Source organism: Cobetia sp. Dlab-2-AX (assembly GCF_024124625.1).
Taxonomy (GTDB): Bacteria; Pseudomonadota; Gammaproteobacteria; order Pseudomonadales; family Halomonadaceae; genus Cobetia.
Window position 1 is genome coordinate 60,932 of sequence record NZ_JAMXRV010000013.1, and the last position, 13,132, is coordinate 74,063.

Consider the following 13,132-nt stretch of genomic DNA (forward strand, 5'->3'; position numbering starts at 1 on the left):
TCGCAAGATGACATGGAGTCATGCAGTGAATCAGTCGCCGGGTGAAAGATCCCCGATTTCAGGCACCGCTGCTGATCAGTCCTTTGCTGATCAGGGCATTGTCGCGTCGGACGTGGCCGCAAGCGGCAATCCCCCTGTCCGCTGGCCGCTGTGGCTGGGCATGGCGATCAGCATCCTGTGTCTGCTGGCCTCCATCGGCATCGGCGGCACCATCCTGCACAACCAGGTCAGCCTGGAAGACCGCACCCGCGACGATGCCGTCTGGTCGATCTACAAGCTGGATCGCGAGGCGGTCAGTCTCTCCTCCTCGATGGCGCGCTATCGCGTCGCAGGGCCAGCTGACCGTGCCAGTATCTGGAATGAGGTGCTGCAGAATTACGAACTGCTCTACAGCCGTACCTACATCTTCCGGCGCGGGGATTTCCAGCGCCATCTGATGACCCTGCCGGCCGTGCCGCTGCTGGCCGATGAGTTGATGAGCCAGATCGAGTATCTCGATCTGCGGCTGGAAAAGTGGCGACATGGCCCGGTGTTCGAGGGCGCGGGCCCGGTGCAGGCGGCCCAGACCGACGACGCTTCAGCAGGCAGTGACGCTTCAGCAGGCAATGGCGCTGCACAGCGCTCCCGGGTGCTGGGGCCCGAGGGTCGCGAGGCGGCGGAGTTCCAGCAGTTGAGCGATGCGCTGGGCGATACCACCCAGACGCTGTTGTTGCGGGTACGTGCACGTCTGGCCGAGGAGCTGGCCCACGAGCGTCAGAGCCGCGACAGCCTGGTGCAGCTGATGTTGCTGCTGCTGGCGCTGATGCTGCTGGCCACCGTGATGGTCTGCCGTCAGATCTGGCTGCAGGCCCGCGGGCGTGAACAGGCCCGCCAGCAGATGTTGGCGATGTCGTCGGCCCTCAAGCACGAGGCGGCGCGGGCCGAACAGGCCAGTCGCGCCAAGTCCGAGTTTCTGGCCACCATGAGCCACGAGATTCGCACCCCGCTCAATGGCGTGATCGGCATGAGCGAACTGCTTCTGGCCGAACCGCTGCAGAGCAGTGCGCACCGCTATGCCAGCAGCCTGCGCGACAGTGGCGAAGTGCTGATGGGGCTGGTGGATGATGTTCTCGACTTCTCCAAGATCGAGGCCGGCAAGCTCAGCGTCGAGCGACGCCCCTTCGAACTGCACACGGCCATCGATGGCGTGATCGACCTGCTGCTGCCGCAGATGGACAGCACGCGCATCGTCTTCGATGACCGCCGTTCCGCCCAGCTGCCCGAGCAGGTCATGGGCGATTCGGTGCGTCTGCGTCAGGTGCTGCTCAATCTGCTCTCCAATGCCTTCAAGTTCACCGAGCAGGGGCGTGTCTGTCTGCTGGTCGAGGCATTGCCGGCGGGGCGCGTGCGCTTCGAGGTCGATGACACCGGCATCGGGGTCAGTGAAGAGCAGGCCGCCCAGCTGTTCGAGCCCTTTACCCAGGGCGATGCTTCCACTGCGCGCCGCTTCGGCGGTACCGGGCTCGGGCTTTCGATCTCGCGACGGCTGGTCGAGCTGATGGGGGGGCGACTGGGCATCAGGCAACGCCCGGGCAAGGGCGCCTGTTTCTGGTTCGAGCTGCCGCTGCCACGCGCCGCGGCGCTCAAGCGACCGGCCCTATCCTCCACACCCCTGCCGATCAGCCGTGGCGAGCATGTTCTGGTGGTCGACGACAATCACATCAATCGCGAAGTGGCCCACTCCATGCTCAGTGGCCTGGGCTATACGGTGACGACGGTCGACAGTGGCGAGGCGGCGCTGGCGTGGTATGCACGCCAGCCCGATACGGTGCTGGTGCTGCTCGACCTGCGCATGCCGGGACTGGATGGCTTTGCGGTGGCGCGTCGTTGGCGCGCCATGGAGCACAGTGACAGGCGTGCGCCGAGTCTTATCGTCGCGATGACGGCCAATGTGGCGGCGGGGGAGCGTGCGCGTTGCCTCTCGGCGGGCATGAACGACTTCCTGTCCAAGCCGATCCGGCGTCAGCAGCTCGCCAGCATGCTGGCGCGCTGGCAGTCGGGCAGCCAGGACCTCGGCGAATGGCGCGTCAATGCCCTCGCCAGCACCCAGCCTTTCGACCCGATCAGCTATTCCCCTACCACTGAGCGACCGCCCCACTTCGAGGCGCCGCCGGAAACCGGTGAGGCTCTCGCGCGTGCGGCGTCACTGGTGGCATCACTCGATTCCCCCGCTGCGCGGCGTCGCATGATCCAGGAGGCTCAGGCGCGTGCCACTGAGGCCGAGGCTGAAGCTGAAACTGAGACTAAAGCAGGCAAGGTCAGTGAGTCGTCGGCGGCTGGCCCCATCGAGCGGCGTGAGCCTGAGGGCGAACGGGAAGGGATAGATGGGGGAGACACGAGCATGAACACAGGCGAGTCGTGGATGTCTGGCGGGTCAGCGGCGGCGCTTGCACAGTCCGTGACGCCTGCGCTGCGGGACGAGCTGGATGCCGACAGTATCGCGGCCCTCGAGACGGCCTTCGAGGAGCAGCTCGAGCAGCAGTCCCAGCGCCTGTCGCGGGCGGTGGATCATATGGATCTGAAGCAGCTCCAGCATGAGGCCCATCTGCTCAAGGGCAGCGCCGCCACTCTGGATCACGACCTGCTACGCGACGCCGCTCTGCAGCTGGAGCTGCTGCTGGCATCCGACACGCCGCGCACCCGTATCGAGGCCGCGGTGGCGGCGCTGCTGGCCGAGATTCGCGATCACCGCAGCGCCGATCAGGCTGAGGGCGCCCGCTACCCTTGAGGCTGGAGATCGGCGAGCGCGGCAGCTCAGTGTTGGCGGCGGCGCAGCTCGCGCTCCACCAGCGTCACACCCGGCGTGGTCTTGCCCTGGATACCCTGCAACGCCAGCGTCAGCGTCGCATCGGCGATCTGCTGGTGACGCTGGGGCAGCGAATGGATCGGCAGGGGCAGAAAGTCGAGCAGGCGATCATCGCCGAAGCTGGCCATCGCCTTGGGCGGATTGGCCGGCGGCCCCTCGGCGAACAGCACATCGAGCACGCCATCCATCAGGGTGTAGGAGGCGGTGACGATGGCATCCGGCAGCGGTGAATGGCGGAGATGCTCGATCAGCGCCGCTGCACCGGCCTCGCGCTCGTAACGTGCGGCATGCAGGATGGTGGCCTCAAGCTCGCTGCTGCCGGTGTTTTGTTGATAGTGCGTCAGCGCCGCCTGCATGCCGCTGGCCCGCGCCCGCGAGATATCGATCTCCGGCAAGGCATCCAGCCATAGCAGTCGCTGCGGCGCGTGTTCCAGCACGGCCTCGGTCAGCTGGCGGGCGGCATCTTCGTTGTTGCTGACCACGCTGGCGAAGTGGCGCGTATCCAGTGCGCGATCGACACCGATGACCGGGAAGCCATCCAGCGCCAGTTCGCGGTAGAAGGGGTCATCGGGGGACAGGCAACTGGCGGTGATCAGCGCATCGACCCGCCGCGCCTTGAGCATGCGCGCCAGCTCGCGCTCGGTTTCCGGCTCATCGTCGGAGCAGACGATGAACAGCTGATAGTCGCGCTCACGTGCCCCGCGCTCCAGCAACTTGGCCAGGCGGGCGTAACTGGCGTTCTCCAGGTCCGGCAGCATGAAGCCCAGCGTGCGGCTCTCACCACGCCGCAGCGCGGCTGCCTGGGCATCGATCCGATAATGATGACGTTGTACCACCGCCATGACGCGCTCGACCGTCTGCGGGCTGATACGTCGTGCCTGTGCCTGCCCATTGACCACATAACTGGCGGTGGTGCGTGAAACGCCTGCAAGACGCGCGATTTCTGCCAGGGTCATGCCACTGTCCTTGCTGGAAAGGGGAACGGGATCTGCGTGCTCCATGTGCGAGGAATGATGCGCACTTGTGGGCTCCGGTGCAAATCCTCTCTGCGCCGGGCGCGTCTCTCTCGACGCCTCTCGAGCCCGCGCCACAGGCGGCTCTACGCCCAATGTCTAGTCACCAGAAGCACGTTTTCGGTTTGTGTTCGCTTGATCGGGCGCAAGAAAACGGCCAGCATGAGTCCTATTGAGGTGACACGATTCAGCACGCTCGTCATCACGCCATGACGCGCTACCCTGTCGGAACTCGCCAAGTGACGTGTCGCGGCAGCTGAAAGACGCGTTTGCCGCGCACCGCCAACATCCAGGCTCCTCACCCCAAGGGAGCCTCAAGGAGCCAGCCATGCTCAGTCTTGATCGCGAGGACATCCTTCTCGCCGCCCATGCCAGCGATTGGCGCGATGCCTTGCAACAGGCCGCCGATGCCCTGGTCGCCGGTGGGCGCGCCACGCCCGACTATCGTGAGGGTCTGCTGGCGCGTGAAGCCCAGTCTTCCACCTACCTGGGGCAGGGGATCGCGATCCCCCACGGCACGCCGGACAGCCGCGAGGCCGTGCTGGCTACCGGAGTGCGTGTCCTGCAGTTCCCGCAGGGCGTGGAGTGGCACGACGGCAATCGCGTCTTCCTGCTGGTGACCATCGCGGCACAGTCCGATGAGCACCTCGATATCCTGCGCGCGCTGACGTGTGTGCTCGATCGCGACGGCGTCAGTGAGCGCCTGGCCTCGGCCACGACCGCCGAGGAAGTGCTGAGCGAGCTGGGGCGCGAGGTGGTGCCGCCGCGGCTGGATGCCGAGACGCTGCTGTGCGGTTTCCCCGCGCGTGATCGTGACGAGCTGGTACTGGCGGGGGCCGCGCGTCTGCGCCAGGCCGGCTGTGTCAGCGATGGTTTCATCTCGGCCATGCTCGCCGCCGAACCGGTGGCGTTGGGGCAGGGCGTGTGGCTGGTGCAATCGCAGCAGGATGTGTCCCGCTCGGCGTTGGCCATCGTGACACCGGAGAAGGCGCTGGAGACGCGCCACGGGCGCATCACTGCGCTGGCCTGTCTGGCAGTCGATGCCCGGCAGGGCCAGCATCAGCCGTTGCTGGAGCGCCTGCTGACGCTGTTGGAGGAGGGCGCAGGCGAAAGCCTGCCGGGCCTGTCGGCCAGTGCCTTGCTGGCGCGGCTGTCGGGGGAGTCTGCCACGGCGCAGCTGGCTCAGGTCGTGTTGCTCAACGCCCACGGCCTGCATGCGCGCCCGGCCAAGCAGCTGGTGCAGGCGGCGCGCGAGGCGGGAGAGCAGCATGGCGTCATTCCGGCGTTGCGACTGGAAGGCGATGACAGCGGTGTGGTCAGTGCCGCCAGTCTGACCAAGGTGCTGGGGCTGGGGGCACGCCGCGGCCAGACGCTGATTTTCAGCGCCTCCGGCGATGACTCGGCGGCCAATCAGGCGGCGCTGAGCATGATGGTGAGCGCGGTACAGGCCGGTCTCGGCGAGGCGGTGGAGCCGCTGGCCGATTGGCGCGCCGACGCCGCCACGCCGCTTGCGGTCAGCGAGCAGCAAGCTACCCGCGACCCTCAGCAGGCCGCTCCTGCCGCCGACAGCGTGGTACCCGCGGTGGCCGCCTCGCCGGGCATGGCCATCGCGCCGTGCTGGGTGATGCGCCTGCCGCGTTTCGTCTATGAGACGCGCAGCGATGCCGGCGCCGATCGTGAGGCCGAGCGCCTGGTGGCCAGCATCCAGACCGCCCGCGAGCAGCTGCTGGCGCTGGTCAATCGCGCTGAAGGTGCCGAGATGGCCGAGATTCTCTCGATGCACGAGGAGATGCTTGGCGATCCGGAGCTGTTTGCCGCGGCGCGCGAAAGCCTCGATGAAGGGCACAGCGCCGAAGCGGCCTGGTGGTCGGCCATCGACAGCGCCGCCAGTGCCCAGGAGAACCTCGCCGATCGCCTGCTGGCCGAACGCGCCGCCGACCTGCGCGATGTCGGTCGGCGGGTGCTCGGCGTGCTCACCGATACGCCGTTGCCCAGCGCCCCCGAGACACCGCATGTGCTGGTGACCGAGGATATCGGCCCGTCGGATGTGGCGCGCCTGGATACCACTCGCGTGCGGGGCCTGGTCACGGCGCTGGGCGGAGCGACCTCGCACAGCGCGATTCTGGCGCGCTCGCTGGGCATTCCGGCGGTGGTCGGGGCTGGCCCGAGCGTGCTGGCGATCGCCGATGGCAGCGAGCTGATCGTCGATGGTGAACGCGGCCGCGTCAGCGTGATGCCCTCGGCCAGTCGCCGCGCGCGTGCCGAAGAGGCGATCGCCGGGCATGAACACCGCCAGGCCGCTGCCTGGGAGTCGCGCATGGCGCCCGCCACAACCCTGGATGGCCATCATGTCGAGGTGGTCGCCAATCTGGGCAACACCGCTCATGCCGGCGACGCCGTCGAGCGCGGTGCCGAGGGTGTCGGCCTGCTGCGTACCGAATTCGTGTTCATGGCGCACCCGCAGGCGCCGGACCTCGCCACCCAGACCGCCCAGTACGGCGAGGCGCTGGATGCGCTCGAGGGACGGCCGCTGGTGGCACGCACGCTGGACGTCGGCGGCGACAAGCCGCTGCCGTACTGGCCGCTGCCGCGCGAGGACAACCCCTTCCTCGGCCTGCGCGGCATTCGCCTAGCCCTGACGCGCCCGGAAGTGCTCGAGACCCAGGTGCGGGCGCTGCTGGCGGCCGCCGGTGCGCGGCCGATTCGCCTGATGTTCCCGATGGTCAAGGACCTGGCCGAATTGCGTGGCGCGCGTGCCATCGTCGATCGCGTGCGTGCCGAGCTGGACGCCGCCTATGAGGCCGAACATGGCCAGCCGCCGGTGCGCGACGTGCAGGTCGGCGTGATGATCGAGATCCCCTCGGCGGCGCTGACGGCGGCCAGCATCGCACCGGAAGTCGACTTCTTCTCGGTGGGCACCAATGACCTGACCCAGTACACCCTGGCGATCGACCGTGGCCACGCGACCCTCTCGGCGCAGGCCGATGGCCTGCATCCGGCGGTGTTGCGCCTGATCGAGATGACCGTCAGTGCCGCCCACGCCCACGGCGCCTGGGTCGGCGTCTGTGGTGAACTGGCCAGTGATGACCAGGCCGTCGGCGTGCTGGTCGGGCTGGGCGTGGATGAGCTGTCGGTGTCCAGTCGCCAGATTCCGCTGGTCAAGGCGCGGGTGCGTGAGCTGGACCTGGCCACGGCGCGTGAGCAGGCGCGGGTCGCGTTGGCCCAGCCGACCTCGGAAGACGTGCGCAGTGCTCTGGAAGCGCTGCTCGTGCAGGGCGAGCCTTCGGTTGCCGAGGCCACCTCGGGCGCTGCGGTCAGTCATGCGAACAGTAATGGACACAGCCCGCGGGAGTCAGTGTGATGAGTGACAACACGACGCGTCAGGCCGCCGACTGCCCGGTATTGTGCGTGACGCTCAATCCGGCGCTGGACATGACCATCGGCCTCGACAGCCTGGTGCCGGGCAAGGTCAACCGGGCGCGCAGCCAGCATCTCGAGGCGGCGGGCAAGGGCATCAACGTCGCCCGGGTGCTGGCGACGCTGGGCCATCCGGTGACGCTGAGCGGCTTTCTGGGCGCCGACAACCAGGCCGATTTCGAGGCCGCCTTCGCCGAATGGGGGCTGAGTGACGCCTTCGAGCGCGTCGCGGGCGCGACCCGCATCAACGTCAAGCTCGGTGAGGCCAGTGGTCGTGTCACCGATATCAACGGCGCGGGCATGCAGGTCGATGAGGCCGCCTTCACGCGGCTCGAGGCGCGCATCGATGACTGGATCGCTCGTCAGCAGGCCGAGGGTAGCCACGAGCGCTGTGCCGTCGTCATCGCCGGCAGCCTGCCGCCGGGTGTCAGCAGCGAGCAGCTGGCAAGCCTGGTGCAGCGGGTGCGTGCCCGCCGCATTGCCTGCTGGCTGGATACCAGCGGCACGGCACTGGAAGCCGGTCTGGCGGTGCCGCCCAGCGGCGTGAAGCCCAACGAGCAGGAACTGGCGCTGTGGGCGGGGGAGCCGCTGGAGAGCGACGCTGCCCGTCAACGCGCGCTGGCGAGTCTGGTCGAGCACGGCATCGAGCAGGCGCTGATCTCTGCCGGTCCGGAAGGCGTGCTGTGGGCAAGCCCCGGCGCCGAGACACTGCGGGCACGCCCGCCGCGCATGCGAGTGGTCAGTACCGTATGTGCCGGTGATACCCTGCTGGCCGCCATGCTGCATGGGGTGCTCTGCCATCCGACACCCACGGCGGCCATGCGTGAACAAATTCTGCGTCATGCCACGGCGCTTTCCGCCGAGGCCGTGACCCACCCGGGGCCGGGCAATCCCGCCGCCCCGGAGCTTGAAACCCTCCAACAACACACCAGCATCGAGACATTGGCCAGTGCCGAGGTCGCGACAGCCGGAGAGCCACGCCCATGAATGTCATCATCGTTACCGCCTGCCCGAGCGGCATGGCGACCAGCTTCCTGGCGGCGCGCCGCCTGGAGCAGGCCGCCCGTCGTCGCGACTGGGAGCCCCTCATCGACATGCGCTCGCAATTCGAGCGTGAACTCGTGCTGAGCGATGCCCAGCTCGCCGCCGCCGAGCTGGTGATCGTCGCGGCGTCGCCGATGACCAGCGCCGGTCTCGAGCGTTTCGTCGGCAAGCGCGTGCATGTCGCGCCTATTGAAGAGGCGCTGCCGGACCCCGCTGCCTTCCTGGCCAATGCCGAGGCCCGCGCCCGCGTGCTGGAAGCCAAGGACATCGCCGACGTGGCTGCGACTGTCAGCACGACGGCCAGCGGCGCAGCAAGCGCAGCTGATGGCGACGTGGCGCACAAGCCGTCCATCGTCGCGGTCACCGCCTGCCCGACCGGCGTGGCGCATACCTTCATGGCCGCCGAGGCCCTGAGCGAGGCAGGGCGAGCGCTGGGTTACCCAACGCGGGTCGAGACCCAGGGCTCGGTGGGCGCGCAGGATGCGCTGACCGAGGCCGAGATCGCCGCGGCCGAGGTGGTGATTCTGGCCTGTGATATCGAGGTCGACCCGACGCGCTTCGCCGGCAAGCGCATCTGGCGCACCTCCACCGGCACCGCACTCAAGAAGCCGCGCGATACCATCGAGCAGGCGCTGGAAGGCGCCGAGGTGGAATCCGCCACGGCTTCGGGCGGTCAGGGCGGCCAGCAGAAGGGCGAGAAGCGCGGCCCCTACAAGCACCTGCTGACCGGCGTGTCCTTCATGCTGCCGATGGTGGTGGCGGGCGGTCTGATGATTGCGCTGTCCTTCGTGTTCGGCATCAAGGCCTTCGAGGAAGAAGGCACCCTGGCGGCGGCGCTGATGCAGATCGGCGGTGGCTCGGCCTTCAAGCTGATGATTCCGGTGCTGGCGGGCTATATCGCCTACTCAATCGCCGACCGCCCGGGCATCACGCCGGGCATGATCGGCGGCTGGCTGGCCGCCACCCTGGACGCCGGCTTCCTCGGCGGCATCATCGCCGGCTTCCTGGCGGGCTACAGCGCGCTGGGGCTGAGCCGTTTCGTCAAGCTGCCGCAGTCGATCGAATCGCTCAAGCCGATCCTGATCATCCCGCTGGTGGCGAGCATGGTCACTGGCCTGGTGATGATCTACGTGGTCGGTACGCCGGTGGCGGGGCTGATGGCGACGCTGACCGAATTCCTCGAGTCCATGGGCTCGGCCAATGCCGTGCTGCTGGGCATTCTGCTCGGTGCGATGATGTGCTTCGATCTCGGTGGCCCGGTCAACAAGGCCGCCTATGCCTTCGGTGTCGGCCTGCTGGCCAGCGAGACCTATGCGCCGATGGCGGCCATCATGGCCGCTGGCATGGTGCCGGCGCTGGGCATGGGGCTGGCCAGTTTCATCGCGCGTAGCAAGTTCGCCGAGCCGGAGCGTGAGGCGGGCAAGGCCAGCTTCATTCTCGGCCTGTGCTTCATCTCCGAGGGTGCGATTCCGTTCGCCGCCAAGGACCCGCTGCGCGTGATTCCGGTCTGCATGGTCGGCGGCGCCGTCACCGGCGCCCTGTCGATGCTGATAGGCGCCAAGCTGCTGGCGCCGCACGGTGGTCTGTTCGTGCTGCTGATTCCCAACGCCATCAACGTGCCGCTGATGTACCTGGGCGCCATCGTCGCCGGCACCCTGGTGACGGGTATCGGCTATGCGCTGATCAAGAAGGGCGCACAGCAGGTCGAGACCGCTGCCGCGACCTGAGCCGCTGGCAGGCAGGTAAAGACGCAAGCCGCAAACGCACTAGGCAAGACGCAAAAAGCCCCCGCCGGTCTCCCGGCGGGGGCTTTTGTATTGCAGGCCGAGCGCAGGCGCTCAGCGACGGCTCAGTCCAGTTCGGACTTGCCGATCACGCCCGGCATCGCCGGCGCTTCGTTGACCGTATCGTGGCGCACGAAGGCCAGATGCTGCTGGTAGGCGGTGACGACTTCGTCGAGCACCTGGGCACGCGACAGGCCGTTGAGCTCCTGGCCGCTGCCACCCTCGGAGAGGTGGACCTCAAGACGCAGGTAGTAGTCATCATTGGCGTCGATGAAGCTCGGCGTCTGTTGGCGCACCGCACGCACCTGGTAGACGAAGTTGGAGGCATCCTCGAACTCGACTTCCAGCGTCACGCGGGGCAGCGGCTCATCTTCCAGCGTCTCTTCGGTGACGCTGGAGACCTGACCGCGACGATTGAGCTCCTCGGCCAGCTGGTTGAGGGCCGGGCGGATGGAGCGCTTGAGGGTCGCCTCGGAACTGCCGCTCTGGGCGAAGTCGAGCACGTGGTCCAGACGCTCATGCCAGTCGACACCTTCGTAGACGTAGCGGTTGTCCTGACGCACGCTCTCCTTGCGATCTTCGATCATCAGCGCCTTGTACATGCCGATCATCATGAAGATCAGCACGATGGAGAAGGGCACGGCGGTGATCACCACGGCGCTCTGCAGCGCGCTCAGTCCCCCGACCATCAACAGCGCCAGCGTCAGCAGGCCGATGATGGCGGACCAGAAGACGCGCAGCCAGATCGGTGCGTCGTGATTCACGTCCTTGAGGATGGAGGTGAAGTTGGCCAGCACCAGGGCGCCGGAGTCGGCGGAGGTCACGAAGAACACGATACCCAGAATCGCCACCACGGCGGTGGTGATGGTGGAGTAGGGCAGCTGCTCCAGGAAGGTGTAGATGGTGTTCTGTGGTGCATTCAGGGCTTCGGTGGCGAGTGCCGCGACGTCCTGATTGGCGACCATGTCGATGGCGGAATTACCGAACACGCTCATCCACACCATCATGAAGCTCAGCGGAATCAGCAGCGCGCCGAACACGAACTCGCGGATGGTACGACCACGCGAGATGCGTGCCAGAAACAGGCCGACGAACGGGGTCCAGGCGATCCACCAGCCCCAGAAGAACAGCGTCCAGCCGCTCATCCACTCATCGGTACCCGGCGTGTAGGCGTAGGTATCGAAGCTCTTGGCGGTGAACTGGGTGATGTAGTCACCGATGTTGAGCACCAGGGCGTTGAGCAGCTGCGAGGTATCGCTGACCGCGAGCACGAAGATCAGCAGCGCGGTGGCCAGCAGCATGTTGAACTCGGACAGCATGCGGATGCCTTTCTCGACACCGGTGATCACGGAAATGGTCGCCAGCACCATCACGCCGAGGATCAGCGCGGCCTGGACGGCGAGGTTCTCGGGCACGCCGAGCATGAACTTGAGGCCGTAGTTGAGCTGGATGACGCCGATGCCCAGCGAGGTGGCGATGCCGAACACGGTGGAGATGATCGCGAAGATGTCCACGGTGTTGCCGATCGGGCCATTGATGCGGTTGCCTAGCAGCGGGTAGAAGGCCGAGCGGATCGCCAGCGGCAGGCGGTGGCGGTAGCTGAAGTAGGCCAGTGACATGCCGGCGAGCACGTAGATGCCCCAGCCGGAGAGGCCCCAGTGGAAGAAGGTTTCCACCATGGCGTTGCGGATTGCCGCCTGGGTCTCTGGGTCACCGGTCACCGGTGCCACGTAGTGGGACAGCGGTTCGGCGATGCAGTAGAACAGGATATCGATGCCGATACCGGCCGCGAACAGCATCGCCGACCAGGACAGCAGCGAGAACTCCGGGCGTGAATCATCCGGCCCGAGGCGAATGCGGCCGAAGCGCGAGCATGCGATCAGTACCCCGAAGACCAGATAGGCGACGATGGCCAGCATGTAGAACCAGCCGAAGGTATCGATGGTCCAGCCCAGGGCGCTGCCGATCCAGGCGTCGGCCTGTTCGGTGAACAGCATCGCGAAGGCCAGGAAAGCGAGGATACCGATGATCGATCCGTAGAAGACCGTCGGGTTGATACGACTCGAGGACGGCGTGGCGTTCTCGGCGGAAGCAGGTTTCTGCATGAGCAACTCCTTATCAGGGGAAGTTTCACTCGTGCGTGGTGCTTAGCTGCCCGTCAGCCGCAGGAAGTACGGGTGGCGAGCAGGAAAAGACGGACACGAACGGCACAGGCCGTGCTCAGCTCACGCACGGGGCGGAGCTTGCAGCAGCGGCAGTGTCGACTGCCGTGGCGATGCGATTGCAGGGGCATCGCTGGGCAGCAAGCAAGAAATGCCGGTGGGCAATTCATGAGAGACGCCGGGCGCGTGCACCGCGGTGCTGCGGTCCTTTCCCTGCAGGCCAGCATGGCCGCAGAAGAACGATGGCGGGTCGAGCGCAGGGGAACGCTGTGCCTTCATCGTGCTGCTCTCATCACTTCGAACGTCTACTCGGCGTCCCTGGACGTCACCCGCCTTCTCGCGAAGGGCGGGTGACTCCGGTGTCTACTCGCGAGTCCGTGGCGGTCGCCATCACCTGTTCCCTTGAAGTTGCCGGGATGGCAGGCGTCAGTCTCGTCGGCATCTACCGGGTCCGCTTTCCTGTGACGGTTGCAGGCATCCCGTCTTGCTGCCACCGGTCGAGATCGGCAGCGGAGGGGAGCTCAGCAGTCAGGAAAACGCGACTCACATCATCACGCCGTGTAATGCTCAAAGCGTTGCAGAATTATTTTAATTGATTGTTCAATAAAAATATAACCCCCCTTCGGGGAAAAAGGCAGTGCAACTGTCGCTTTCGTTTATCCTCGCGTCGCGGTCAGATCGCCGCGAGACCCGATGGCAGAGCCTCTCAGGCGCGGTGTCGTGCTCTGGAAAATCGCTGTCGGTAAAAGGACACAACGACGCCGCCCCGACCACAGAATCGTGGCCGGGGCGGCGAAAGTGACGTCAGCAGGGCAGTTGAATGGCTGTGTCCGGGACGCGATCGTCCGGTTCTTGCCTCGCCGGATC

General features: G+C 66.6%; 6 protein-coding genes. 4 read left to right on the forward strand and 2 right to left on the reverse strand.

What is annotated here, in order from left to right:
• The first annotated feature begins 25 nt into the window (after positions 1-25).
• Positions 26-2,767 carry a sensor histidine kinase gene (locus NH396_RS16240; RefSeq protein ID WP_253064935.1) on the forward strand — a complete coding sequence of 914 codons (2,742 nt, stop codon included), beginning with the start codon at positions 26-28 and terminating at the stop codon, positions 2,765-2,767.
• A gap of 26 nt (positions 2,768-2,793) precedes the next feature.
• Here the strand turns inward: NH396_RS16240 and cra are convergent, their stop codons facing one another.
• A complete protein-coding gene (gene cra / locus NH396_RS16245) occupies positions 2,794-3,801 on the reverse strand; it encodes a catabolite repressor/activator (RefSeq protein ID WP_176677812.1) in 1,008 nt (335 codons plus the stop codon).
• 385 nt (positions 3,802-4,186) lie between these two features.
• On the opposite strand from cra, the gene ptsP reads away from it, so the two are divergent.
• The 3 genes from ptsP to NH396_RS16260 are packed head-to-tail and all read left to right on the forward strand — an operon-like array spanning position 4,187 to position 10,046.
• A complete protein-coding gene (gene ptsP / locus NH396_RS16250; protein WP_253064936.1) occupies positions 4,187-7,219 on the forward strand; it encodes a phosphoenolpyruvate--protein phosphotransferase in 3,033 nt (1,010 codons plus the stop codon).
• Entirely contained in the window at positions 7,219-8,262 is a 1,044-nt protein-coding gene (locus tag NH396_RS16255) for a hexose kinase (RefSeq protein WP_176677810.1), read from the forward strand. The genes ptsP and NH396_RS16255 overlap by 1 nt, the downstream gene beginning before the upstream one ends.
• Complete coding sequence (locus NH396_RS16260; RefSeq protein WP_253064938.1) at positions 8,259-10,046, forward strand: PTS fructose-like transporter subunit IIB; 1,788 nt, start codon at positions 8,259-8,261, stop codon at positions 10,044-10,046. The genes NH396_RS16255 and NH396_RS16260 overlap by 4 nt, the downstream gene beginning before the upstream one ends.
• Positions 10,047-10,168: 122 nt before the next feature.
• On the opposite strand, the gene betT is transcribed toward NH396_RS16260, so the two are convergent.
• Entirely contained in the window at positions 10,169-12,208 is a 2,040-nt protein-coding gene (gene betT / locus NH396_RS16265; RefSeq protein WP_176677808.1) for a choline BCCT transporter BetT, read from the reverse strand.
• Between the last annotated feature and the right edge of the window lie 924 nt (positions 12,209-13,132).